The sequence below is a fragment of the Streptomyces mayonensis genome, assembly GCF_018982965.1.
GTDB lineage: Bacteria > Actinomycetota > Actinomycetes > Streptomycetales > Streptomycetaceae > Streptomyces > Streptomyces mayonensis.
This window is the reverse complement of sequence record NZ_JACBYP010000047.1, coordinates 34,434-57,911: the sequence shown is the minus strand read 5'-3', so window position 1 is coordinate 57,911 and position 23,478 is coordinate 34,434. Positions and strand designations below refer to the sequence as shown.

The following is a 23,478-nucleotide window of genomic DNA, read 5'->3' as shown; positions in this document are numbered from 1 at the left end:
GTGCGGACGGACGTGGGGGTCGCCGAGAAGCGGGGCGCGGGGGCGGGCTGGGTGAGGCCGCCGTGGTCGGTGAAGGTGCCGCGGGCGGCGAGGTGCGGATGGTGCGGGGCCTCGCCCAGCGACAGGACGGGCGCCGTACAGGCGTCGGAGTCCGCGAAGACGGCCGTCCACGCGTCGCGGGTGCGGGACCTGAAGCGGGCGGCGACAGCCTCGCGCAGTTCGGGCCAGCGGGCCGGGTCGTCGCGGGCCGGTGCCTGGTCCGGGATGCCGAGGATCCGCATGAACTCGGCGTAGAACTGCGGTTCCAGGGCGCCGACCGCCATGTACCGGCCGTCGGCGGTCTCGTAGGTGCCGTAGAAGGGGCAGCCGCCGTCGAGGAGGTTGGCGCCGCGCCGGTCCTGCCAGGCGCCGGCGGCGAGCATGCCGTGGATCATCGAGGAGAGGTGTGCCGTGCCGTCGACGACGGCGGCGTCCACGACCTGCCCGGTGCCGTGCTCGCGCGCGTGGTGCAGGGCGGCGAGGATGCCGACGACCAGGTAGAGGGAGCCGCCCGCGTAGTCGCCCAGGAGGTTGGCGGGGGCGGGCGGCGGTGTGCCGGGGGCGCCGATCAGGCCGAGGGTGCCGGTGAGCGCGATGTACCCGATGTCGTGCCCGGCACGCCGGGCCAGCGGCCCGTCCTGGCCCCAGCCGGTCATACGGCCGTAGACGAGGCGCGGGTTGCGGGCGTGGCAGGGGGCGGGGCCCACGCCGAGCCGTTCGGCGACGCCGGGGCGGTAGCCCTCGATCAGGACGTCGGCGCGTTCGGCGAGGTCGAGGACGCGGGCCGGGCCGTCCGGCGCCTTGAGGTCGACGACCACGGAGCGCTTGTTGCGGTTGGTGACGTCACGGGCGGGGTCGATCCCGAGGCCGGGCCCGCCGGGACGGTCGACGCGGACGACGTCGGCGCCCAGGTCGGCCAGGAGCATGGCGGCGAAGGGGCCGGGGCCGATGCCGGCCAGCTCGACGACGCGCACCCCACCGAGCGGTCCCGCACCCGGCCCAAGCGGTCCCGCACCCGGCGTCCGCGCCGGTGTCTCGGCGTTCGGCATCGAACCCTCAGCTCTGTGACACAACCGATGTAACACCAGTGATGCTAAGAACGTGTTCCACTGGGCACAAGGCCCCGGCGAGCAAGCGCTTAGCCAATTGTGGCGCGGGCCGCCCACCGGGCCCGCGCCTCTCACGCTAGCTCCGGCCGCCCGCGACGGCGCGGGCTGCGGACCAGGGGGCCGCCGACGGGTGACGGAGGGACGTCATGAGCAGGCAGAACACGGCAGGCCGACCGTACGACGTCGTGCTGTTCGGGGCGACGGGGTTCGTCGGCGAACTGACGGCGGAGTACCTCGCGGCGCACGCGCCGGACGGGCTGCGCTGGGCGATCGCCGGACGCAGCACGGAGAAGCTGCGCCGGCTGCGCGACCGGCTGCCCGCCGCGGCCGGCGTCGGCGTGCTGGCCGCCGACGTGTCCGACCCGGCCTCGCTGCGCGAACTCGCGGTGCACGCGCGCGTGGTGGCCACGACAGTGGGCCCCTACGTCCGGTACGGCGACGCGCTGGTCGCCGCCTGCGCGGAGGCGGGGACGGACTGTCTCGACCTGGCGGGTGAGCCGGAGTTCGTCGACCTGACCTACGTACGCCACCACACACGCGCGCGGGAGACCGGTGCGCGGCTGGTGCACGCCTGCGGTTTTGACTCCGTACCGCATGACCTGGGCGTGTACTTCACCGTGCGGCAGCTGCCCGAGGGCGTGCCGCTGACCGTGGACGGCTTCGTGAGCGTCGACGCGGCCTTCTCCGGCGGCACGTTCGCGTCCGCGCTGGGTCAGTTCGCACGGGGCCGGCAGCTGCGGGCCGCGGCGCTGGAACGCCGGCGCCGTGAGCCCCGGCCGGCGGGGCGCCGCGCGGTGACGCCGACGGGCGCCCCGCGCTTCGCCGGGGAGGTGGGGGCCTGGGCGCTGCCCCTGCCGACCGTCGACCCGCAGGTGGTGCGGCGTTCGGCGAGGGCCCTGGACCGCTACGGCCCCGACTTCCGTTACCGCCACTACGCGGCCGTACGGCACCTGCCCGTCGCGGTGGGCGGGGCGGCGGCCGTGGGAGCGCTGGTGGTGGCGGCCCAGGTTCCGGCGGCACGGCGTCTGCTGTCGGGGTGGCTCGCACCGGGCGAGGGGCCGAGCGCGGAGCGGCGGGCGAGGAGCCGGTTCTCCGTCCGCTTCGTCGGCGAGGGCGGCGGCCGCAGGGTCTGCACCGAGGTCTCGGGCGGCGACCCCGGCTACGGGGAGACGGCGAAGATGTTCGCCGAGGCGGCGCTCTGCCTCGCCGTGGACGATCTGCCGCCGACGGCCGGACAGGTCACGACGGCGGTGGCGATGGGCGACGCGCTGACCGGACGGCTGCGGGCGGCAGGCATCCGCTTCCGGGTGGCGGCGACGCGCTGACCGGCGGGTCACCCGCGGGACCGCCCCCGCGGACGGGGCTCATCCGGACCAGCCCGCGATGGTGTAGATCATCCCGGCCACCCAGGCCGCGCCCGCCCCCACGGCGAGCACCAGCCCCGCGACCACCGCCCGCCCGACGGGCCGCCGGGGCTCGGCGGTCCGGACGGGCTCGGGCGTCCGGACGGGCTCGGGCGTCCGCCGCGGCTCGGCCGTGCGGACGGGCTCGGCGGAGTACTCGGGTGCGGGGCGTGGCGTCATGGCTGCCAGCCTGCCGGGGGCGCGGGCGACGCCGCATCCGTACGGGTACTCACATCCGTACGGATCTTCAGATCGTCGGACCGGCCGCACGGCGCCGACCGTGCCCCGGCACCCCTGTTTGAGACTTTTCCCGCGCTCCTCAACACCACTGCCCACACTCCCTGTGCACATCCCGTGCGGTGCACGGAAAAGTCTCACTGGGAAGTTCAATGAGACCCTCGAAGGTATGAAGTTCCTTCTCGAAGTCACCATGGACGAGGGCGCACTCGCCGAGGACCCCACGGGCGAGTTGCAGCGGATCCTGCGCTACTGGGGCGGCAACCTGAAGCACTACGGCCTGCGGCCGGGCGACGGTTCGGCGATCCACGACTCGGCGTACCAGGAGGTGGGCCGCTGGAGCATCGCGGATCAGGCCGGGTAGGCGGCTGTCCGCAGGGCCGTGCGGCACAGGGCGTCGGCCCTGCGGGTCGTCTCCGGGAGGCGGTGGGCGGGGGCCAGCGCCAGGGTCTGTGCACAGGCGTTGGCGAGGTCCACGCGGTGGCCGACGGAGACGAAGACCGGCTTGACGCCGTCGCGCGTGCGCACCGCCCGCCCCACCTCCTCGGCGCCGGCGAGCAGCGGCGACGTGCTGCCGCGCGGGGTGTCCGGATCGTCGTACGTGAAGGTGAACGGGTTCTTGGCCACCCCGACGGTGGGCAGCCCGGTGAGCACCCCGAGGTGGCTCGCGAGGCCGAAGCGGCGCGGGTGGGCGAGGCCGTACCCGTCGCAGACGACGAGACCGGGCGGGCAGGGCAGGGCGTCCAGGGCGGCGAGGACGGCCGGGATCTCCCGGAAGGCGAGCAGGCCCGGCACGTAGGGGAAGGAGATCCGTCCGACGGCCGTGGCCTCGGCGACCACGTCGAGGGTCCCGGCGTCCAGCACCACGGCGGCCGCCGCGACGACGTCGCGTGCGTCGTCGTAGGCCACGTCGACCCCGGTGACCCGGCCCGTGCCGGGCGGCGGACCCGGCTCGTCGAGCACCACGCGCCCCCGCAGCGCGTCCTGGACGGCGCGGGCCTGCTCCTCGGTCGCGGGCCAGTGGGCGGGGGTCTGCGCGGTCACGGTCGTCGTCATCGTGGCCGCAAGCCTACGGGAGCGCCGGTCGGGTCCGGACTGCCCCGGGTCCCCCGGTGCGGGGAGGGCTCACTTGCCCAGTGCGCGCTGCAGTTCGCCCTTGTTCATGTTCGAACGGCCGCTGATGTCTCGGCGCTTGGCCTCCTGGTACAGCTGGTCGTAGGTGAGCCCCTGCGGGCCCTGCCGGTTGCCGGACCGCTGTCCGCCGCGTTTGCTCGGCGACTTGTCCCGTGTGGACGTGCGGCTGGCGGTCCTCGACTCGCCGGACTGGGCACGCTCCTTGTTCACGGTCCGGGCCGCGATCTCCTTGGCCCGGCCGGTGCTCTCGCCCCGGTCCTTCGCACTCTTCCTGATGTGCTCGTACTGCCGCTCCCGTTTGGGGCTCGAACCGCTCGGCATGTCCGCTCACTTCCTCTCCGGTACGGCGAACGTCCTCTCGGACAGAGCGGGCGTCCTCTCAGGTACAGCGAACGGTTACCCACGTTACGGACAAACACCCCGGCCCGCCCGGCGCCGGGGCTCCGGCCGGGTGACGCACCCGGTGAGCGGGGGCCGCAACTGCCGTGCGGGGCGCCCGGGGAGAGCCGTGTCACGCCGGTGCATGAACGCGGTGACAGAGGTCACTCGTTGGTCGTGTGCACGGATTGGTTGATTCCGTCGTCTCTTCCAGTGCCCGGCCCGCACGATCCCCGAAGCCCGCCCAGCCGTCACGAGGGAGCAAGGCGTTGTCAACCGTCATCGAGCAGCCCGTCGAGGCGCGTCTCGTCGCCGCCGCCCCGCGCATGCCGAGCATTCCCGCGACCCTGCTCTACGACCGCAGCGACCCGTTCGCCGTGCGGATGACCTTTCCGGCCCCGGCCACCCTGGAGAACGTCGAGGTCTGCTGGACCTTCTCCCGCGAGCTGCTCATCACGGGGATGCAGGAGCCGGACGGCCATGGCGACGTCAGGGTGCGCCCCTACGGGTACGACCGCACGGTCCTGGAGTTCCACGCGCCCGAGGGCACGGCCGTGATCCATGTCCGCTCGGGAGAGCTGCGCAGCTTCCTGCAGGCCACCGGGGAGCTGGTGCCGGTGGGGCTCGAACACCTCCAGCTGGACCTGGACCACGAGCTGGCCGAGCTGATGCGCGGGAGCCGCTGACCGGTCCTCCTCCACTGCGCTCCTCCACTGCGGGGGCGGTCAGCCGCCCGCCGGTGCTTCGGTGTGCGCGGCCTCGTCGCGCACCGCGCCGCACACCTCGTCCAGGATGCCGTACGGGATGCCGTGCGCGCCCGGTGCCGCCGCGAGGTACCCGGTCCGCTCCGTCCGTTCGCCGCGCGCCCCCGCACCGCCCCCTCCAGGAGATCCCGCAGCCGCCACGACTCCCGGCTCCGCCGCGGCTGCGGCCAGCGCCGCCATGGCCGTGTCCCGCTCGGAGACCTCCCCCGCCGGCACCGCCCCCTCCAGGACGTCCCGGGACCGCCTGCGCAGTGCCTGTGCCACGTCGGCCCGCGCCAGGGTGTACTCCACCGAGGGGAACACGCCGAGCACGCGCTTCTTCTCGGCGCGCAGGCAGCCCTCGGCCACCAGCTGCTCCCGGGCGGCGTCGAAGGTGACGCGCGCGTGCAGGGCGACCCAGGCCCGCCAACCGTGCGGCAGCGACTCCCGCACGAGTTCCAGCAGGCCGTCGAGGACCGGGTCCCCGGTCTCGGAGTCCAGGTCGACGGGGGTGGCGATGCCGTCGTCGTCCGTGAGCAGTCCGCGGCGGGCCAGCTCGACGAGGGCACCGGCGCGGACCAGGTGGTGGACCCGGGCGGTGTCGGCGGCGCCGGGCCGTGCGGGGTCCCAGGCCAGCAGGCAGAGACCGGCCGGCAGGGAGAGCGGTTCACGGGGCACAGGTGCCTCCTTCGGGCCGTGGGGCCGGGTCTTCGCCACCGCACGCACGACGTCCGTCGGTGCGTTTAACGCGTTGACAGCCCACCAGGCCACTCCTACGGTGTATATCGCTTCTGTTGCCGCCGATCGGAGAAGGACGTTGCTCGTCTGAGGTTCTGAGACACCGCGTCACACGTATCTCACGTGTGCCCGCCGCGTGCGACCTCGGCGTTCGAGCCGTCCTTGCGGAGCAGGGCTTTTTTCTTGCCCACGCGCTCCGGGGCTCCTCCTTCTCCGGCTTCTCCGGGCCGACCTCGCGTCCGCCCTCCCGTCCGCCACTTGTCGGACGGCGGTCGCCGCCGCGTCCGTGTCTCGATACGCGTTTGCCCCCTGACTGCTTCGAGCAACCGCGGAGACCCGTATGTCTACTTCCATCACCTGTACGTCCCTGTCCTTCTCCTGGCCCGACGGAACCTCCGTCTTCGAGGGACTCGACACCGCCTTCGGCCCCGGCAGAACGGGGCTGGTCGGGGTGAACGGGGCCGGGAAGTCCACCCTGTTGAAACTCCTGGCCGGCCGCCTCACCCCGGCGGACGGCACCGTCCGGGTGAGCGGGGAGGTGGGTTACCTGCCGCAGAACGTCACGCTCGACACCGCCCTGCGGGTCGACGAGGCGCTCGGCATCGACGCGCTGCGGGCCGCGCTGCACGCCATCGAGGCGGGGGATGTGCGCGAGGAGCACTTCGAGACCGTCGGCGACGACTGGGACGTCGAGGAACGCGCCCTGGCCACGCTCGGCGAGCTGGGGCTCGACCGCATCGGCCTCGACCGCACCGTCGGCGAGGTCTCCGGCGGAGAGTCGGTGCTGCTGCGGCTGGCCGCGCTGCTGCTGCGCCGGCCCGACGTCCTGCTGCTGGACGAGCCCACCAACAACCTCGACGTGTACGCCCGCAGGCGGCTGTACGCGGCGGTCGAGTCCTGGCCGGGCGTCATGGTCGTGGTCAGCCACGACCGCGAACTCCTTGAGCGGGTCGACCAGATCGCCGACCTGCGCTCCGGATCGGTCACCTGGTACGGCGGGAACCTCTCGGTGTACGAGGAGGCGCTGGCCGTGGAACAGGAGGCGGCCGAACGCATGGTGCGGGTCGCCGAGTCGGACCTGCGCAGGCAGAAGCGCGAACTGGCCGACGCCCAGGTCGTCCTGGCCCGGCGCAGGCGGTACGGGCAGAAGATGTACGACACCAAGCGGGAGCCCCGGGCGGTGATGAAGCTGCGTGCCCGCACGGCCCAGCAGTCGGCCGGCAAGTACCGCATCATGCACGAGGAGAAGCTCGCCGAGGCGAAGGAGCGGCTCGACGACGCGGCGGAGGCCGTGCGGGACGACGACGAGATCCGCGTCGACCTGCCGTACACGGCCGTGCCGCCCGGCCGGACCGTACTCACCCTGCGGGACCTGGAGCCGGCGTACGGCGCCCGCGTGGCGGGCGGTCTCGATCTGCACGGTCCCGAACGGATCGCGCTGATCGGGCGCAACGGCGCGGGCAAGACCACGCTGCTGCGCACCGTCGCCGGGGAGCTGGAGCCGGTGGCGGGCGAGGCGACGGCGCATGTGCCGCTGCGTTTCCTGCCGCAGCGCCTGGACGTCCTGGACGACGGGCTGAGCGTCGCGGAGAACGTGGCCCGGTTCGCGCCGGGCGCCACCAACAACCGGATCCGGGCGCGGCTGGCGCGCTTCCTGTTCCGGGGCGCCCGCGCCGACCAGCCGGCGGCGACGCTGTCCGGCGGCGAACGCTTCCGGGCGGCGCTGGCGGCACTGATGCTGGCCGAGCCCGCGCCGCAGCTGCTGATGCTGGACGAGCCGACCAACAACCTCGACATGGCGAGCGTACGGCAGCTCACCAGCGCGCTGGAGTCGTACGAGGGGGCGCTGATCGTGGCCGGCCACGACATCCCCTTCCTGGAGTCGCTCGGCATCACCCGCTGGCTGCTGCTGGAGGAGGGGGAACTGAAGGAAATCACGCCGGAAACTGTCGGGTATCCCGCCTAGCGTCCCCGGCATGAGCGAGTTCATCAGCATCACCGGGGCCAGGGAGAACAACCTCCAGGACGTCACGCTCCGCATCCCGAAGAACCGGCTGACCGTGTTCACCGGCGTTTCGGGGTCGGGAAAGTCGTCGATCGTGTTCGACACGATCGCTGTGGAGTCGCAGCGCCAGCTGAACGAGACGTTCACCTGGTTCGTGCGCAACCGGCTGCCGAAGTACGAACGGCCGCACGCGGACGCCCTGGAGGACCTGACCCCCGCGATCGTCGTCGACCAGCGGCCGGTCGGCGGCCACTCCCGCTCCACCGTGGGCACGATGACCGACATCCACTCGGTGCTGCGGGTGCTGTTCTCCCGGCACGGCACCCCCAGCGCCGGAGGGGCCACGGCGTACTCGTTCAACGACCCGTCGGGCATGTGCCCCGGCTGCGACGGGCTGGGCCGCCGGGTGCAGCCCGACTGGGACCGGATCCTCGACCCGGCCAGGTCGCTGGCGGGCGGCGCGGTCCGCTTCCCGCCGTTCGCGGCCGGGACCTGGCAGGGGCAGACGTACACCAACACCGAGGAACTGGACATCGACCAGCCGGTCGGCGACTTCACGGAGGCCGAGCGCGCCTTCCTGATGCACGGGCGGCCCGGCAGCAGGGTCACCGTCAGCGGCTCGGGCGGGACGTGGAGCACCGAGTACGAGGGCCTCGCCGACCGGTTCGAACGGCTGTACCTGAAGCGGGACCTGTCCGGCATGAGCGAGAAGACCAGGAAGCTGGTGCAAGGCTTCCTGGTCGAGGCCCGCTGTCCCGACTGCGGCGGGGCCCGGCTGAACGCGGCGGCGCTCGCGACCCGCGTCGGAGGGCACTCCCTCGCCGACTGCTCGCGGATGCAGATCACCGACCTGATCGCCGTGCTGAAGGAGATCGACGACCCGGTGGCCCTGCCGGTCGCCGGTGCCGCGGTGGCCGCACTGGAGCGGGTGGAGGCGATCGGCCTCGGCTACCTCAGCCTCGACCGGGAGACCGCCACGCTGTCCGGCGGCGAGGGGCAGCGGCTGAAGACCGTGCGGCACCTCGGCTCCAGCCTGACCGGAATGACGTACGTCTTCGACGAACCGAGCGTCGGACTGCACCCGCGTGACGTCGGGCGCCTCGGCGACCTGCTGCTGCGGCTGCGCGACAAGGGCAACACCGTGCTGGTGGTCGAGCACGACCCGGACGTCATCGCGCTGGCGGACCACGTCGTCGACATGGGTCCACGGGCCGGCGCCGACGGCGGCCGGGTGGTGTTCGAGGGAACACCGGCCGGGCTGGCCGCGTCGGACACCCTCACCGGACGGTTCCTGGGGCGCCGCACGGCGGTGAAGGAGACCGTTCGGACGCCGGGCGGGGAACTGTGGGTGAAGGGGGCCGGCCGGCACAACCTGCGGGAGGTGACGGTGGCGTTCGCGACCGGCGTGCTCACCGCGGTCACCGGGGTCGCCGGGTCGGGCAAGAGCACCCTGGTCGCGGAGCTGACCGCCGCCCATCCGGACGTGGTGGCCGTCGACCAGTCGGCGATCGGCGTCTCGGCCCGCTCGACCCCGGCGACGTACCTCGGGATCATGGACACGGTGCGGAAGATCTTCGCGCGGGAGACGGGGGCCGAACCGGGCTTCTTCAGCTTCAACTCGGCGGGGGCGTGCGGCACCTGCGAGGGGCGCGGCATCATCTTCACGGACCTCGCCTTCATGGACCCGGTGACGACGACCTGCCACGACTGCGAGGGGCGGCGCTTCAGGGAGGAGGTGCTGCGGCTGACGGTCGGCGGCAGGTCCGTCGCCGACGTGCTCGCGATGACGGCCGGCGAGGCGCTGGACTTCTTCGCCGACACCGGCGTACGGCGCAGGCTGTGCGCCCTGCGCGACGTCGGCCTCACCTACCTCACCCTCGGGCAGCCGCTGTCCACGCTCTCCGGCGGGGAACGGCAGCGCATCAAGCTGGCCACCCGCCTGCATCGCACGGGCGCCGTCTACGTCCTGGACGAGCCGACGACGGGGCTGCACATGTCGGACGTGCGGGGGCTGCTCGCCCTGCTGGACCGGCTGGTGGACACCGGCAACACGGTCGTGGTCGTCGAGCACAACCTGGACGTGGTGGCCCACGCCGACCGGGTGATCGACCTCGGTCCCGACGGGGGACGGAACGGCGGCCGGGTGGTCTTCGAGGGCACCCCGCGCGAACTGCTCGCCGCCCGCGACTCGAGTACGGCGGAGCACCTCAGGAGGGCCACGGGCGCCTGACGGGGGTTCCGTCCGCGCGGGTGCCCGCTGCAAGATGGGGACCCGGCGCCGCCCCACGGCCGCCGGTCATGCCCGTGCCGACTCGAAAGGTCCCGCGTGCCCAGCAAGAAGGCCCTCGTCCGTCGCCCCGGTCCCCGGCTCGCCGAAGGGCTGGTGACGCACATCGAGCGGGAGCCGGTCGACCACGGCCTGGCGGTCGAGCAGTGGGACGCCTATGTCGACGCCCTGCGGGCCCACGGCTGGGAGACGCTGGAGGTGGACCCGGCCGACGACTGCCCGGACTCGGTGTTCGTCGAGGACGCGGTCGTCGTGTACCGCAACGTCGCGCTGATCACGCGGCCCGGCGCCGGGTCGCGGCGCGCGGAGACGGCCGGCGTGGAGGAGGCCGTGGCCCGGCTCGGCTGCTCGGTCAACTGGGTCTGGGAGCCGGGCACCCTGGAGGGCGGGGACGTCCTGAAGATCGGCGACACCATCTACGTGGGTCGCGGCGGGCGTACCAACGCGGCCGGTGTGCAGCAGCTGCGGGCGGTGTTCGAGCCGCTGGGCGCCCGGGTCGTCCCGGTGCCCGTGAGCAAGGTGCTGCACCTGAAGTCGGCGGTGACCGCGCTGCCCGACGGGACGGTGCTCGGGCACATCCCGATGACGGACGCGCCCTCGCTCTTCCCCCGTTTCCTTCCGGTGCCGGAGGAGTCGGGGGCGCACGTGGTGCTGCTCGGCGGCGACAAGCTGCTGATGGCGGCGAGCGCGCCCAAGACGGCCGACCTGCTCGCCGACCTCGGCCACGAGCCGGTGCTCGTGGACATCGGGGAGTTCGAGAAGCTCGAAGGCTGTGTGACGTGCCTCTCGGTCCGGCTGCGGGAGCTGTACGCCTGAGCACGCGGCGGGAACCGTCCGACCGGCTCCGGACCTGCGGGTCTCGGGGCCTTGTCGTGTCCCGCCGGACGGCGGCTGATCAGCGCTCTTTACCTTGCACTTAACCTACGGTCTCGTAACCTACGGTTTCGTAGCCTACGATCCCGTAGGTTCCCCGGCACCGCTCGCCGGGCTGCTCTGCTCTGTCGCACGTCCCCTGGAGTTCTCCGTGACGATCGTCTCCCCGCACCTCGGCGCTTCCGCCGACTGGACCGACGCCCGGCTGTTGTACGCGCTGGAGGAAGTGGTCGAGAAGGAACTCAACCGGCATCTGAAGGTCGCCAAGGACTGGATGCCGCACGAGTACGTGCCGTGGACCGACGGCCGGAACTTCCCGGGGATCTTCGAGGACGGCGAGGCCTGGGAGAAGGAGCAGTCCAAGGTCACCGAGATCGGCCGGATCGCCCTGGTGGTGAACCTGCTGACGGAGGACAACCTTCCCAGCTACCACCACGAGATCGCCAGCCTCTTCGGGCGCGACGGCGCCTGGGGCACCTGGGTGCACCGCTGGACCGCCGAGGAGGGCCGGCACGGCATCGTGATGCGCGACTACCTGCTCACCTCGCGCGCGGTCGACCCGGACAAGCTGGAGCAGTTCCGCATGGCCCACATGAGCGAGGGTTTCGAGTCGGACAACCGGCACTCGATGCTGCACTCGGTGGCGTACGTCGCCTTCCAGGAGCTGGCCACCCGCATCTCGCACCGCAACACGGGCCACCAGTCGGGCGACCCGGTCTGCGACCGGATGCTCGCCCGCATCGCGACCGACGAGAACCTGCACATGGTCTTCTACCGGAACCTGCTGAAGGCGGCCTTCGAGATCGCGCCCGACCTGACGATGCAGGCGGTGCGCGACGTGGTCGTCAACTTCCGGATGCCGGGGCACGGCATGCCCGGCTTCGAGCGGGCCGCCGCGCAGATGGCGATCGGCGAGGTCTACAACCTGCGCATCCACCACGACGACGTGATCCAGCCCGTGCTGCGCTTCCTGAAGGTCATGGAGATCGACGGCCTCGGCCCGGAGGGCCTGCGGGCGCAGGAGGAGCTGGGGCTGTACATGGGCGGGCTGGACGCGGAGGCGGCCAAGTTCGACGAGAAGCTGGCGGCGCGCAAGGCGCGGATGGCGGCGCGGGCGGCGGGCTGAGCACCGACGCCGCGCGGACGCCGGGGCCCGGCGGCGGGTGGCGGTGACGGGTGGCGGCGGCCGGTGGCCGGGAGCGGCGACCGGTCGTCGTGAGCAGTGAGTGGGCCCGCGGGCGGTGGCCGCGGCCGTGACCGGCGACCGGGCTCAGTGCGAGGCGCGGCGCAGGGCCAGCCGCTCCCGCTCCGAGAGTCCGCCCCACACCCCGAACCGCTCGTCGTTGCTCAGCGCGAAGTCGAGGCAGGCCGAGCGGATCGGGCACAGGGCGCAGATCCGCTTCGCGTCCCGTACGGAGCTGCCGGGCTCCGGGAAGAAGAAGTCGCCCCCGGTCTGTGCGCACAACGCCTCCTCCTGCCAGGCGAGGTCGGGCGTCGTGATCGTCTCGATGTGCATGGACAGGAGCGTGCCGGGGGGCGAAAAACATCTGATCAACGCCGGATCAACGCGGCGCGGCCGCTCCTTGCGGGGCGGCCGTACGGATGCTCCTCCCCCGGTCGCTTCCTCGCACGGCGGCGCGCGGAAGCGGCGACCGGCCGTCGGTGGAAGACTCGGCAGTACAGGCAACGGGCCCCTTCCGAGGAGGGCGATCATGCTCACCACCCGTTACGTCACCGGCGCCCCCAACTGGATCGACGTCGGCGCCCCGGACCTCGACGCAGCCGTGTCCTTCTACGGCGGCCTCTTCGGCTGGCGCTTCCGGTCGGCGGGCCCGGAGGCCGGCGGCTACGGCTTCTTCGAGCTGGACGGCCGGATCGTGGCCGGGGGGATGCGGACCACGCCCGAGCAGGGTCCGCCGTCGTGGACGGTGTACTTCCAGGTCCCCGACGCCGGGTCCGCCGCCAGGGCTTCCGAGCAGGCCCGCGGCGGTGTCCTCGTACGCCCCGCGGACGTACTGGACCAGGGCACCATGGCGATCCTCGCCGACCGGGCCGGGCTGCCGTTCGGCATCTGGCAGCCGGGGCGGCTCGCCGGCCTGGGCGCGGCCGGCGACGCCGGCGCGCTGTGCTGGGTCGAGCTGCACACGGCGGACGTCGCGGCCGCCGCCGCGTACTACCGGTCGGTGCTGGGGCTGGAGACCTCGGCCGTGCCCTTCCCCGGCGGCTCCTACACCTGCGTCAATCCGGCGGGCCAGGGCGAGGACGCGATGTTCGGCGGGATCGTGCCCCTCGCCGAGGACGCGCCGCACACGGGCGCCGGGTGGCTGCCGTACCTCGCGGTGGACGACGCGGACGCCGCGGTCGCCCGGACCCTCGAACTGGGCGGCACGGTGCCGGTGGAGGCGAGGGACATCGAGGGCGTCGGGCGGGTCGCCCACCTCGCCGACCCGCACGGTGCCCGGCTCGCGGTGCTCAGGCCGCTGCCCCGGCAGGCCTAGCCACCGCTCCAGCCCGCGCCGTCACCGGTGCGGGCACCTCCGGCAACCGGGTCGCACGGCAGGGGCGGGCGGTACCGTGCCCCGGCGACACGGCGGCACTGCCGTGCTGCGACACGGGAGTGCCGGGGCGGGGTCTCGCCGGGGCGCGCCGGAAACCGGCACGGACACAGTCGCGGGCGTGAACGCGACCCGCCATCCGTCCCGGCACCCGCTCCGCAGGCGGCGGCACCGCCCTCGGCGGCTCCGCTCATGTGGTGGCGCGGCGGATCAGCGTGGTCGGCAGGATCACGCCGGACGTCGTGGCCGCCGGGGCCCCGCCGCCGGCCGCCCCCACGCCGTCGATCGCCGCCACGCCCTCGATCGTCCCCACAGCCCGGGCCGTCTCCGCGCCCCGGGTTGCCCCCGCGTCCCAGGCCGTTCCCGCGTCCCAGGTCGTACCCGCGCCCCGACTCGTCCCCGCGTCCCCTGCCGCCCCGTCGTCCAGGCCGCGCAGCAGCAGACGTGCCATCAGGCGGCCCATGCCCTCGATGTCCTGCCGGACGGTGGTCAGCGGCGGGTCGGTCTGCTCGGCCACCGGCAGCATGTCGTCGAAGCCCACGACGGCCACGTCGTCCGGCACCCTCCGGCCGCGCTCGCGCAGCACCCGCAGGGCACCGGCCGCGGTCAGGTCGTTCGCCGCGAAGACCGCGTCCAGGCCCGGGCACCGGTCGAGCAGTTCCCGCATGGCCCGTTCCCCGCCGTGGGAGGTGAAGTCCCCGTGCGCCACCGGCTCCGGTCCGGCGCCCGGCGCCCTCACGTCGCGGAAACCGGCGAGCCGGTCGGCCGCGGAGGTCTGGTCGAGCGGGCCGGTGATGTGAGCGATCCGGTCGCGGCCGAGGCCGGCCAGGTGACGGACGGCGGCGCGGGCGCCGCCACGGTTGTCGCTGTCCACGTAGACCACGTCGTCCCCGCCGTCGTCCCAGTCGGGGCGCCCGCCGAACACGGTCGGCAGGCCGGCGCCGCGCACGAGGCCGGGCAGCGGGTCGTGCAGGTGCAGGGAGAACACGAGGGCGCCGTCGACGTGGCCGCCGGCCAGGTAGCGGCCGACGCGGGCGTGGTCCTCGCGCCCCTCGGTGAGCAGCAGCACGAGCTGGTTGTCGTGGGCCGTCAGTTCCTTGCTGATGCCGCGCAGTTGCTGGGCGAAGTACGGGTCGGCGAAGACCCGGGTCTCCGGTTCGGCCGCGACGACGGCGACCGCCTGATGGCGTCGGGTCACCAGGCTGCGGGCGGCCTGGTTGGGGACGTAACCGAGTTCCTCCACCGCGCGCCGGACTCTTTCGGCCAACGACTCCCGCACCCCCTGCGCCCCGTTGACCACGCGGGACACGGTGGCCCGCGAGACCCCGGCGCGCTCGGCTACGGCCTCCAGCGTGGGGCGCGGCGCGGTGGCGGTCACGGGCACTCCTCCTCGGCGGCTGCGGCTCAGGATAGCGGCAGGCCGTCGGGCGGAAGGGGGCCGTGCGGGCCGGAAACCTCCTTGTGGAGGGGCCGGTTCGGGAGCACGATGGACTCATGTTCAGGCGGAGGACGCACGAGAAGAGCTGACCCGGTCGCCGACGGTGCGCCCGGCGGGCGCCCAGGCGCCCGCCCGCGCGTCCCGGGCCGGTCCGACGCGGGGCATGCTCCGTGCGACACGGAGGCCCGGCGTCGGCCGGCCCCGCACCCCGCTCAGTGCTCGTGCTCGTGCTCGTGCTCGTGCTCGTGCTCGTGCCAATGCTTGCCACTCATGCCGATGCTTGTTGCTCGTGTCAGTGTGCGTGCTCGTGTCCGGCCGTCTTCTCCTCGGCGCCGGACCCGCCGCCGGCGGCCTTGGCGCCGTGCTCGTGCGGCTCGTAACCGGGGATCGTGCCGTCGGGCTTCTTCACCAGGAACAGCCCCACCATCCCCATGTCGGAGTGGCTCTGCACATGGCAGTGGTACATCCACGCCCCGGCGCCCACCCCCTCCCCCGCGATGATCTGGAAGCCGAACGAGTCGGCGGGGCCGGTGATCTTGTTGTCGACGACCCGGCTCGGGTCGTCGGGCCCGGTGAGGATGCCGGTGCGGTTGTCGGCCCAGCGGTGACCGTGCATGTGGAAGGTGTGGTAGTACTCGCCGTGCGTGATCATGACGATCTCGACCCGGTCGCCCACGGTGGCCTCGAGGTCGGGGCCGGTGTGGGGCTCGCGGTTGTTGATGAGCATGTCGTTGAAGACGATCGTGTGCGTGGCGTCCGGCAGTACGTCGCCCTTGCGCCGCACGATCACCGGTCCGTACAGGCCGTTGCGGATGCCGCCGGTGCCGTGCTCGGTGCCGACGACGTGGTCGTGGTAGTGCCAGTAGCCCGCGCTGCCGGAGCGCCAGGTGCCGTCGTCGCGGCGGCCGGGCTTGTGCGTGCGCCAGGTGTAGGTGCGGGTTCCGCCGGGCTCGACGTCGCTCTTGTTCATGGCCGTGCCGTCGCTGGAGATCTCGTAGTCCAGGCCGTGGACGTGCAGACTCGCCCGTACGTCCATGGTGTTGGTGAACTCGATGTGGAGCGTGTCGCCCTCGTTGACCTCGATCAGCGGGCCCGGAATGGACGCCTTGCCCTTCTCGAAGCCGTAGCCCATCTGACCGTTCGGCAGTTTCTCGGCGTACATCTTGAGGTGTCTCACCTCGCCCCCGGCCGCTGCCGTCCTGGCGGTGACGCCCTTGGCTGCGGTCTCGCCGGCGGCCTCCGGCGCGATCGACAACGATGTCGCGACGGCGGCGCCGCCCAGCAGTACCCGTCGGTTGAAGCCTCGCCTGTCCATGCCGAACTCCCCACGCCGATACGGAATGTGCGCAGACTCAAGGCCTGATTGGCTGTGATGAGCCTGTGGGACCGTACCGTTTGACGCCACGTTTATCCACACTCAGGACAAAGTTCGTTGAATCCCGGTCATACCTATTGGCGTACCGCGCAAAGAGGTCTAGCTTCCTTGGCGCTGCTGCCGTGACCGAGGAGGTGCCCATGCCCTTGAGAGGGTTGAGCGCGAGAAGCAGAGGCTTGGCAGCCTTCGCCACCGCCGGTTTCGTCGCCGCGGGACTGCTGGCCGGCCCTGCCGCCAGTGCACGTCCGGCGCCGGATCCGTCGCTGACAACGATGTCGATCAAGTCGCCGCCAGGCGGCTCCAACGTACGTGTGCTGATCTACTACGGGTCCGCCGCCGCCGGCGACGAGTCGCCCGTCGTCAACGCCGGGATCGCGGCCATCGAGGCGATCGGCCGGTCCGGCCCCGAGAAGGAGCGCTTCGAGGTCACGGCCACGGACAACGCCAACGTCTTCACCAACGAGACGCGGCTCAGCCGCTTCAACGCGGTGGTGTTCCTGACCGGCGGCGGCGACGTCCTGGCGCCGGCCCAGGAGGCGGGCCTCGAGGCGTACATGGAGGCCGGCGGCGGGTTCGTCGGCATCCACGACGCCGCCCGCGCCGAGCCCTACTCGGACTGGTTCACCGGTCTGGTCGGCGCCCGTCCGGCCGCCGACAGCCCGACGGAGGTCCAGCGGGCCACGGTCGAGGTCGGTGACCGGCGCCATCCGGCCACCAAGGACCTGCCGTTGGAGTGGAAGCGCCCCGACAAGTGGCTGAACTGGCAGACCAGCCCGTCCGGCGACGTGCACACGGTGGCCCGGGTGCGCGAGTCGACGTACGCGCCCGGCGCGAGCGCCAACGGGGCGGACCACCCGGTCAGCTGGTGCCGCGACTACGACGGCGGCCGGTCCTTCTACACCGGCATGGGCGGCACGGTGTCGTCGTACGACGAGACCGACTTCCGCACCCACCTGCGCGGCGCGCTGCTGTGGACCACGCGGCTGTCGCAGGCCGACTGCAAGGCCACCATCGACGCCAACTACAAGGCCGAGCGGCTCACCGACCCCAACCAGCCCGGCCAGAACGACCAGATCGGCGAACCGCACGGCCTGGTCACCGCTCCCGACGGCCGCGTCCTCTACATCGGGCGCGGCGGCAAGGACGCCTCCCAGCCGGTGGTGACCGACTGGGACGACCCGGACATCGGCAAGGGCACGGGCGAGATCCACGTCTGGGACCCGAAGACCGACAAGGTCACGCTGGCCGGCGCACTGACCGTCTTCGGCAACAAGGGCGGCGGCGACGAGCTGGTCAAGGTCGAGGAGGGCCTGCTCGGCATCGAGCTGGACCCGCAGTTCGAGGACAACGGCTGGGTGTACCTGCACTACACCCCGCACTCCGAGATCAACCGGGACACCCACATGGCCGAGCGGCGGGTCTCCCGCTTCACGCTCGACCAGGCCACCAACAAGCTGGACCTCGGCAGCGAGAAGGTGCTGCTGAAGTGGCCGGTGCAGATCCACAGCTGCTGCCACGCGGGCGGCGGACTGGCCTGGGACTCCCAGGACAACCTGTACATCGCCACCGGTGACAACAACTCCAGCGGCTTCAGCGACGGTTACTCCGGCAACAACCCGGAGCCCAACTTCAAGGGCGTGTCCTTCGCCGACGCGCGCCGCACCGCCGGCAACACCAACAACCTCAACGGCAAGATCCTGCGCATCCACCCGGAGCCGGACGGGACGTACACGCTCCCCGAGGGCAATCTCTTCACCGGCAAGGAGACCGCCGAGGGCGGCGGCAAGACCCGCGGCGAGATCTACGTGATGGGTGTGCGCAACCCCGCGCGCATCTCCGTCGACAAGAAGACCGACACGCTGTACGCCGGCTGGGTCGGCCCGGACGCCGGTGCCCCGTCGCCGACGTGGGGTCCGGCCAAGTACGACACGTTCGCCGCGATCACCGAGGCGAGCAACCGCGGCTGGCCGTACTGCATGGGCAACAAGCAGCCGTACCGGGACCGGAACCTGCCGGACCCGTCGAAGCCGCTGGGCTGGTACGACTGCGACGCGCCGAAGAACGAGTCGCCGAACAACGACGGCCTGGTCAACCTGCCGCCGGTGACCGGCAACAACATCTGGTACTCGCCCCAGGGCGGCGGCCCCGACTTCCCGCGCGACGAGAACGGGGTCCCGTCCTACGACGAGGACGAGGCCGTCTACCGGCTGCCCTGGCTCAAGGGCGGCGGCCAGGCCGCGATGAACGGCCCGGTCTACCGCTACGACGCGGACAGCACCAGCGAGACCAAGTGGCCCGCGTACTGGGACGGCAAGTGGTTCGTCGGCGACTTCTACGACGCCGACCAGCCGCGCAACGCGGTGCTGATGGACCCGAAGACGCAGGGCGACGGCGGTCTGCCCGTGCACTCGGAGTCGCTGAAGAGGATCGTGCCGGTCGGCAACGACGGCATCAAGAACCTGATGGGCTGGAAGTTCGGCCCGGACGGCGCGCTGTACGTCCTGGACTACGGGCGCGGCTTCTTCACCTCGGACGCCAAGTCGGCGCTGTGGAGGGTCACTTACGAGGGCGGCGGTCCGACGCCGGCCGCCGGACAGCTGGCGAGGGGGACCGAGTGATACGCCAACGAAGAATGTGGGCCGCGCTGCTGGCCGGCCTGCTGATGATGCTCGGACTGCAGGCGACGTCCGCCTCCGGACAGCCCGCGGCGGCGCCCGCCGCGGCCGCCGCCGACCAGGTGCTGACCTGGACTGCGGGCGACGACATCACCAAGTACACGTCGGCGCCGGAGACGGCGGTGGCCGGTCCGGCCACGATCGTCTTCGAGAACAGTGAGGCCACCGGGAACACCACCGGCATGCCGCACACGCTGACGTTCGTGACCAGCGATCCCGAGTACAACCAGGACGTCCAGCTGAACATCCTGGCCAACCCGGGTGACGCCCAGGGCGGCAAGCACACCGCCGAGGTCACCCTCACGCCCGGCACGTACATGTACCACTGCACGATCCCCGGTCACGGGGACATGAAGGGCGTGCTCGTGGTGACCGAGGGCGGCGGTGGCGAGGACACCACGGCACCCGAGACCTCGGCGGAGGTGGGCGGCACGCAGAACGCCGACGGCGCCTACGTCGGCTCAGCGACCGTGACGCTCGCCGCCACCGACGAGGGCGGCTCCGGCGTCGAGCGGATCGAGTACACGCTCGGCGGCGACGACGCCTGGCAGCCGTACACCACGCCGGTCGTCGTCGACCAGGTCGGCGAACACACGGTGCGCTACCGGGCGTTCGACAAGGCGGGCAACGCCGCCGAGGAGAAGAGCGTCACGTTCACCGTGGCCGCCCCCGACACCGACGACACGACCCCGCCGGAGACCTCGGCGACGGTCAGCGGCGAACAGGACCCTGACGGCGCCTACATCGACATGGCGACGGTGACGGTCACCGCCTCCGACACCGGTTCCGGCGTCAACACCATCGAGTACGCGGTCGGCGACGGCGCCTGGACGGCGTACACGGCGCCGGTCATGGTGCACGAGGTCGGCGAGCACACCGTGCGCTACCGGGCCACCGACAAGGCGGGCAACGCCGCCGAGGAGAAGAGCGTCGGCTTCACCGTCGTCGCCGCTCCCCCGCAGGACACCACCCCGCCGGTGACCGGCGCGACCGTGGACGGCACCAAGAACTCCAGCGGTGCCTACGTCGGCAGCGCGAAGGTGACCGTGAGCGCCACGGACGAGGGCGGTTCCGGTGTCGCGGCCGTGGAGTACTCCCTCGACGCCGGGCCCTACCTGGCGTACACCGACCCGGTGGTCGTCGACCGCGTGGGCCGGCACACCGTGGCGTACCGGGCGAGCGACCAGGCGGGCAACACGTCCGAGCCGCTGACCGTGAGCTTCTCGGTGGTGGCCGGCGGGGTTCCAGCGCCGCCCTGCCCGGAGTTCGACGAGCGGGCAACCGTGATCGTCGGCACGGTGGACACGGGTGTGCCCAACCGGATCACCAACAACCGGTGCCGGATCAACGAGATGATCGAGGACGAGAAGGAGTGGACGTCCCAGGCGCTCTTCCTCAAGCACGTCCGTGAGGTCGGCAGCGCGCTGCGCTCCGAGGGCGTCATCGACAAGCGGGAGTTCCAGGCGATCAACAAGGCCGCCAAGGAGTCCGGGATCGGCACTCCCGGCCAGACCGACGGCTACCGCACCATCCTCGACGGCACCGCGGAGTCCTTCGCCAAGTGGGAGCACGTGGGCGGCGGTTCGTTCGGGCTGAACGCCGACGGGTCGATCACCTCCGGCACCTCGAAGGACGGCCTCGGGATGCTGTGGTTCCCGGAGCGCAAGTACGGGAACTTCTCGCTGAAGCTCCAGTGGCGTGACGACGCGGCGGGCACCGCGAACACCAACGGCGGTGTCTTCGTGCGCTTCCCGCAGGTGCACGACCACCCGGAGGAGTCGCGTCCGGAGTGGGTCGCCATCAAGTACGGGCACGAGATCCAGGCGTTCGACAGCCCGAGCGGCGACATGTACAAGTCCGGCTCCGTGTACGGCTTCGACCGGGTCGGCCTGGCCGGCGCGGGTGTGACGGAGAAGGGCACCTGGAACGACTACGAGATCCGGGTGGAGGACCAGCACTACTCGGTCTTCCGCAACGGTGTGCTGATCAACGAGTTCGACAACTTCGGCGGGCAGACCTTCTACCCCGAGCGCTCGGACGACCCGGGCACGGACGGGCGGCGGTTCGCCTCCGGCTACGTCGGACTGCAGGTGCACAGCACCTCGGACGTCGTCTCGTACCGGGACGTCCGGATCAGGGAGCTGTAGACAGCCGGGAGCTGCGGCTCAGTCCGGGCCGGGAGCCTGCTTCCTGGCCCGGCTGGGCTGCACCCGGCTCGGTTCGCCGGGCATCTTCGGATACTCGGGCGGGTACGGCAGGTCGCTGAGCCCGTGGTCGTGCTCGTCCTTCGTCGCCAGTTCGAGGAGCGCGTCGAGGGAGTATCTCTCGTCGTCCATGCCCGCGTGCACGTCGCCGAGTTCGGCGAAGCGCGCGGGCATGGTCGTGATGTCGAAGTCCTGCGGGTGCGCGACACCCACCTCGTCCCAGGTCAGCGGCGCGGATACCGGCGCGTTCGGGCGGGGGCGCACCGAGTAGGCGGAGGCGATGGTGCGGTCGCGGGCGGTCTGGTTGTAGTCGAGGAAGATGCGCTCGCCGCGCTCCTCCTTCCACCACTTGATGGTGACCCGCTCGGGCATCCGCCGTTCCAGTTCGCGGCCGGCGGCGATGGCGGCGCGCCGCACCTGGGTGAACGTCCAGCGCGGTGCGATCGGCACGAAGACGTGGATGCCGCGCCCGCCGGACGTCTTGGGCCAGCCGCGCAGCCCGCCGAACTCCTCCAGCACCGCCCGCAGTTCGTGGGCGGCGCGGGCTGCGTCGTCGTAGTCGGTGCCGGGCTGCGGGTCGAGGTCGATGCGCAGTTCGTCGGGGTGGTCGACGTCGTCGCGACGGACCGGCCAGGGGTGGAAGGTGAGGGTGCCGTACTGGGCGGCCCACAGCACGGCCGCCTCCTCGGTGGGGCACATCTCGTCGGCGCTGCGTCCGCTGGGGAAGGTGATGTGCGCGGTCGGGATCCAGTCCGGCATGCTCTTGGGTGCGCGCTTCTGGTAGAACCACTCGCCGGTGACGCCGTCGGGGTAGCGCTGGAGGGTGGTGGGCCTCTCGCGCAGGGCGCGCAGGATGCCGGGGGCGACGGCCTGGTAGTACCGGGCCACGTCGAGCTTGGTGTAGCCGCGCTCCGGGAAGAACACCTTCCCCGGGCTGGACAGCCGCACGGTCCGCCCGCCCGCCTCCAGTTCCACCGCTTCCGCCATGCGAGCCACGGTAGGGGCAGCCCGGTCGCTTCGCACATCAGGCGTCGGGGACGGACGGCGCGCAGAATCGGACCATGGACCTGCCCGTCATGCCGCCCGTGAAGCCGATGCTCGCCAAGTCCGTGGCGAGGATCCCGCCGGGGATGCACTACGAGGCGAAGTGGGACGGCTTCCGTGCGATCGTGTTCCGCGACGGGGCCGAGGTGGAGCTGGGCAGCCGGACGGGCAAGCCGTTGACCAGGTACTTCCCGGAGCTGGTGGCGGCGGTGCGGGAGCGGTTGCCCGAGCGGTGCGTGGTGGACGGGGAGATCGTCGTCGCGCGGGAGGGGCACCTGGACTTCGACGCGCTCAGCGAGCGGATCCACCCGGCCGACTCGCGGGTGCGGACCCTGGCCGAGCGCACGCCGGCGTCGCTGGTCGCCTTCGACCTGCTGGCCCTGGACGACGAGTCCCTGCTCGGTACGGGCCTGGCCGACCGGCGGGCGCTGCTGGTGCGGGCGCTGTCCGGGGTGACGCCGCCGGTGCACGTGGCGCCGGCGACGGACGACATCGAGGTGGCCCGGCGGTGGTTCGAGCAGTACGAGGGTGCGGGGCTCGACGGCGTCGTCGCCAAGCCGCTCGACCTGCGCTACCGGCAGGACGAACGGGCCATGTACAAGATCAAGCACGAGCGCACGGCGGACGTGGTCGTCGCCGGTTACCGCCTCCACAAGAGCGGCCCCGTGGTCGGCTCGCTGCTGCTGGGCCTGTACGACGACCGGAGCGTCCTCCAGCACGTGGGGGTCTGCGCGGCCTTCACCATGAAGCGCCGGGCCGAGCTGGTGGAGGAGCTGGAGCCGCTGCGCATGGACGACGTGCGGGGCCATCCGTGGGCAGCGTGGGCCGAGGAGGCGGCGCACGAGTCGGCGCGGCTGCCGGGGGCTCCGAGCCGGTGGTCCGGCAAGAAGGACCTGTCCTGGGTGCCGCTGCGGCCGGAGCGGGTCGTCGAGGTGGCGTACGACCACATGGAGAACGGGGCGCGGTTCCGGCACACGGCCCGTTTCCGCCGGTGGCGCCCGGACCGGACGCCGGAGAGCTGCACCTACGGGCAGCTGGAGGAGCCGGTCCGCTACGACCTGGCGGAGATCCTCGGCGGGCCGTGAGCGCGGAGCCGCGCAGGGCGGAGCGCACGGGCAGGCCGGCGGGGCGGGGGACGCTCAGACGCCGTTCCAGCACGTCCGGCGCCTCGGGCCGGGCGTCGGCGGTGCGCGCGCACCGTTCCTCGACGGCCCCCGTCTCCTCGGTGGCGCACGGGTACG

General features: G+C 72.4%; 19 protein-coding genes and 1 pseudogene. 11 read left to right on the top strand and 9 right to left on the bottom strand.

The window, feature by feature from the left end:
• Positions 1 to 1,088 (bottom strand): CaiB/BaiF CoA transferase family protein (locus tag HZS56_RS19350; protein ID WP_216721969.1); only part of this gene is annotated, 1,088 nt, incomplete at its 3' end.
• A gap of 206 nt (positions 1,089 to 1,294) precedes the next feature.
• Here HZS56_RS19350 and HZS56_RS19345 point away from each other — a divergent pair.
• Positions 1,295 to 2,473, top strand: coding sequence for a saccharopine dehydrogenase family protein (locus HZS56_RS19345; RefSeq protein ID WP_216721968.1), 1,179 nt, complete (start codon positions 1,295 to 1,297; stop codon positions 2,471 to 2,473).
• A gap of 39 nt (positions 2,474 to 2,512) precedes the next feature.
• Here HZS56_RS19345 and mmpA read toward each other — a convergent pair.
• Positions 2,513 to 2,653 (bottom strand): annotated as a pseudogene (gene mmpA / locus HZS56_RS39100) (morphogenic membrane protein MmpA); the annotation flags it as partial.
• A 304-nt stretch (positions 2,654 to 2,957) separates the two neighbouring features.
• Between mmpA and HZS56_RS19335 the strand changes: the two are divergent.
• The gene (locus HZS56_RS19335) at positions 2,958 to 3,152 is read left to right on the top strand and encodes a hypothetical protein (protein WP_216721967.1); all 195 of its coding nucleotides are present in this window, start codon (positions 2,958 to 2,960) and stop codon (positions 3,150 to 3,152) included.
• Here the strand turns inward: HZS56_RS19335 and HZS56_RS19330 are convergent.
• Positions 3,140 to 3,844 carry an endonuclease V gene (locus tag HZS56_RS19330; RefSeq protein WP_216721966.1) on the bottom strand — a complete coding sequence of 235 codons (705 nt, stop codon included), beginning with the start codon at positions 3,842 to 3,844 and terminating at the stop codon, positions 3,140 to 3,142. The two genes, HZS56_RS19335 and HZS56_RS19330, sit on opposite strands and share 13 nt — an antisense overlap.
• Before the next feature lie 69 nt (positions 3,845 to 3,913).
• Positions 3,914 to 4,243 (bottom strand): plasmid stabilization protein, encoded by a 330-nt coding sequence (locus HZS56_RS19325; protein ID WP_216721965.1) that lies wholly within the window; start codon positions 4,241 to 4,243, stop codon positions 3,914 to 3,916.
• A gap of 326 nt (positions 4,244 to 4,569) precedes the next feature.
• Between HZS56_RS19325 and ssgD the strand changes: the two genes are divergently transcribed.
• On the top strand, positions 4,570 to 4,986 hold the full coding sequence (ssgD, locus tag HZS56_RS19320; protein WP_216721964.1) for a spore wall synthesis regulator SsgD: 417 nt from the start codon (positions 4,570 to 4,572) through the stop codon (positions 4,984 to 4,986).
• A 39-nt stretch (positions 4,987 to 5,025) separates the two neighbouring features.
• On the opposite strand, the gene HZS56_RS19315 is transcribed toward ssgD, so the two are convergent.
• Positions 5,026 to 5,721, bottom strand: coding sequence for a GOLPH3/VPS74 family protein (locus HZS56_RS19315; RefSeq protein WP_216721963.1), 696 nt, complete (start codon positions 5,719 to 5,721; stop codon positions 5,026 to 5,028).
• A gap of 400 nt (positions 5,722 to 6,121) precedes the next feature.
• Between HZS56_RS19315 and HZS56_RS19310 the strand changes: the two genes are divergently transcribed.
• From HZS56_RS19310 to HZS56_RS19295, 4 genes are all read left to right on the top strand, one after another.
• Positions 6,122 to 7,747 carry an ABC-F family ATP-binding cassette domain-containing protein gene (locus tag HZS56_RS19310; RefSeq protein ID WP_216721962.1) on the top strand — a complete coding sequence of 542 codons (1,626 nt, stop codon included), beginning with the start codon at positions 6,122 to 6,124 and terminating at the stop codon, positions 7,745 to 7,747.
• Between the two features lie 10 nt (positions 7,748 to 7,757).
• Positions 7,758 to 10,016: an ATP-binding cassette domain-containing protein gene (locus HZS56_RS19305; RefSeq protein WP_216721961.1), complete on the top strand. Its 2,259-nt coding sequence runs from the start codon at positions 7,758 to 7,760 to the stop codon at positions 10,014 to 10,016.
• 96 nt (positions 10,017 to 10,112) lie between these two features.
• Entirely contained in the window at positions 10,113 to 10,889 is a 777-nt protein-coding gene (gene ddaH, locus HZS56_RS19300) for a dimethylargininase (RefSeq protein ID WP_216721960.1), read from the top strand.
• Positions 10,890 to 11,097: 208 nt separating this feature from the next.
• Entirely contained in the window at positions 11,098 to 12,072 is a 975-nt protein-coding gene (locus HZS56_RS19295) for an acyl-ACP desaturase (protein WP_216721959.1), read from the top strand.
• Between the two features lie 144 nt (positions 12,073 to 12,216).
• Here HZS56_RS19295 and HZS56_RS19290 read toward each other — a convergent pair whose 3' ends face one another.
• Complete coding sequence (locus HZS56_RS19290) at positions 12,217 to 12,462, bottom strand: WhiB family transcriptional regulator (protein ID WP_216721958.1); 246 nt, start codon at positions 12,460 to 12,462, stop codon at positions 12,217 to 12,219.
• 196 nt (positions 12,463 to 12,658) lie between these two features.
• On the opposite strand from HZS56_RS19290, the gene HZS56_RS19285 reads away from it, so the two are divergent.
• Complete coding sequence (locus tag HZS56_RS19285; RefSeq protein WP_216721957.1) at positions 12,659 to 13,444, top strand: VOC family protein; 786 nt, start codon at positions 12,659 to 12,661, stop codon at positions 13,442 to 13,444.
• Positions 13,445 to 13,691: 247 nt separating this feature from the next.
• Here the strand turns inward: HZS56_RS19285 and HZS56_RS19280 are convergent, their stop codons facing one another.
• Both HZS56_RS19280 and HZS56_RS19275 read right to left on the bottom strand, forming a co-directional pair.
• Positions 13,692 to 14,879: a LacI family DNA-binding transcriptional regulator gene (locus HZS56_RS19280; RefSeq protein WP_374201181.1), complete on the bottom strand. Its 1,188-nt coding sequence runs from the start codon at positions 14,877 to 14,879 to the stop codon at positions 13,692 to 13,694.
• Positions 14,880 to 15,231: 352 nt separating this feature from the next.
• Positions 15,232 to 16,254 carry a multicopper oxidase domain-containing protein gene (locus HZS56_RS19275; protein WP_216721956.1) on the bottom strand — a complete coding sequence of 341 codons (1,023 nt, stop codon included), beginning with the start codon at positions 16,252 to 16,254 and terminating at the stop codon, positions 15,232 to 15,234.
• A 200-nt stretch (positions 16,255 to 16,454) separates the two neighbouring features.
• On the opposite strand from HZS56_RS19275, the gene HZS56_RS19270 reads away from it, so the two are divergent.
• Both HZS56_RS19270 and HZS56_RS19265 read left to right on the top strand, forming a co-directional pair.
• Positions 16,455 to 18,932, top strand: coding sequence for a ThuA domain-containing protein (locus HZS56_RS19270; protein WP_216721955.1), 2,478 nt, complete (start codon positions 16,455 to 16,457; stop codon positions 18,930 to 18,932).
• A 14-nt stretch (positions 18,933 to 18,946) separates the two neighbouring features.
• Positions 18,947 to 21,136, top strand: coding sequence for an OmpL47-type beta-barrel domain-containing protein (locus tag HZS56_RS19265; protein WP_216721954.1), 2,190 nt, complete (start codon positions 18,947 to 18,949; stop codon positions 21,134 to 21,136).
• An 18-nt stretch (positions 21,137 to 21,154) separates the two neighbouring features.
• Here the strand turns inward: HZS56_RS19265 and ligD are convergent, their stop codons facing one another.
• Positions 21,155 to 22,180: a non-homologous end-joining DNA ligase gene (gene ligD / locus HZS56_RS19260; protein WP_216721953.1), complete on the bottom strand. Its 1,026-nt coding sequence runs from the start codon at positions 22,178 to 22,180 to the stop codon at positions 21,155 to 21,157.
• Positions 22,181 to 22,254: 74 nt separating this feature from the next.
• On the opposite strand from ligD, the gene HZS56_RS19255 reads away from it, so the two are divergent.
• The gene (locus HZS56_RS19255; RefSeq protein ID WP_216721952.1) at positions 22,255 to 23,322 is read left to right on the top strand and encodes an ATP-dependent DNA ligase; all 1,068 of its coding nucleotides are present in this window, start codon (positions 22,255 to 22,257) and stop codon (positions 23,320 to 23,322) included.
• Positions 23,323 to 23,478: the final 156 nt, after the last annotated feature.

Excerpts from the sequence above, each read along its gene's own strand:
- HZS56_RS19310 (WP_216721962.1), top strand. The coding sequence starts at position 6,122 with ATGTCTACTTCCATCACCTGTACGTCCCTGTCCTTCTCCTGGCCCGAC.
- HZS56_RS19275 (WP_216721956.1), bottom strand. The coding sequence starts at position 16,254 with ATGGACAGGCGAGGCTTCAACCGACGGGTACTGCTGGGCGGCGCCGCC.
- HZS56_RS19285 (WP_216721957.1), top strand. The coding sequence starts at position 12,659 with ATGCTCACCACCCGTTACGTCACCGGCGCCCCCAACTGGATCGACGTC.
- HZS56_RS19330 (WP_216721966.1), bottom strand. The coding sequence starts at position 3,844 with ATGACGACGACCGTGACCGCGCAGACCCCCGCCCACTGGCCCGCGACC.
- HZS56_RS19290 (WP_216721958.1), bottom strand. The coding sequence starts at position 12,462 with ATGCACATCGAGACGATCACGACGCCCGACCTCGCCTGGCAGGAGGAG.
- ligD (WP_216721953.1), bottom strand. The coding sequence starts at position 22,180 with ATGGCGGAAGCGGTGGAACTGGAGGCGGGCGGGCGGACCGTGCGGCTG.
- HZS56_RS19255 (WP_216721952.1), top strand. The coding sequence starts at position 22,255 with ATGGACCTGCCCGTCATGCCGCCCGTGAAGCCGATGCTCGCCAAGTCC.
- HZS56_RS19325 (WP_216721965.1), bottom strand. The coding sequence starts at position 4,243 with ATGCCGAGCGGTTCGAGCCCCAAACGGGAGCGGCAGTACGAGCACATC.
- HZS56_RS19305 (WP_216721961.1), top strand. The coding sequence starts at position 7,758 with ATGAGCGAGTTCATCAGCATCACCGGGGCCAGGGAGAACAACCTCCAG.
- HZS56_RS19265 (WP_216721954.1), top strand. The coding sequence starts at position 18,947 with ATGTGGGCCGCGCTGCTGGCCGGCCTGCTGATGATGCTCGGACTGCAG.
- HZS56_RS19270 (WP_216721955.1), top strand. The coding sequence starts at position 16,455 with ATGCCCTTGAGAGGGTTGAGCGCGAGAAGCAGAGGCTTGGCAGCCTTC.
- HZS56_RS19345 (WP_216721968.1), top strand. The coding sequence starts at position 1,295 with ATGAGCAGGCAGAACACGGCAGGCCGACCGTACGACGTCGTGCTGTTC.
- HZS56_RS19335 (WP_216721967.1), top strand. The coding sequence starts at position 2,958 with ATGAAGTTCCTTCTCGAAGTCACCATGGACGAGGGCGCACTCGCCGAG.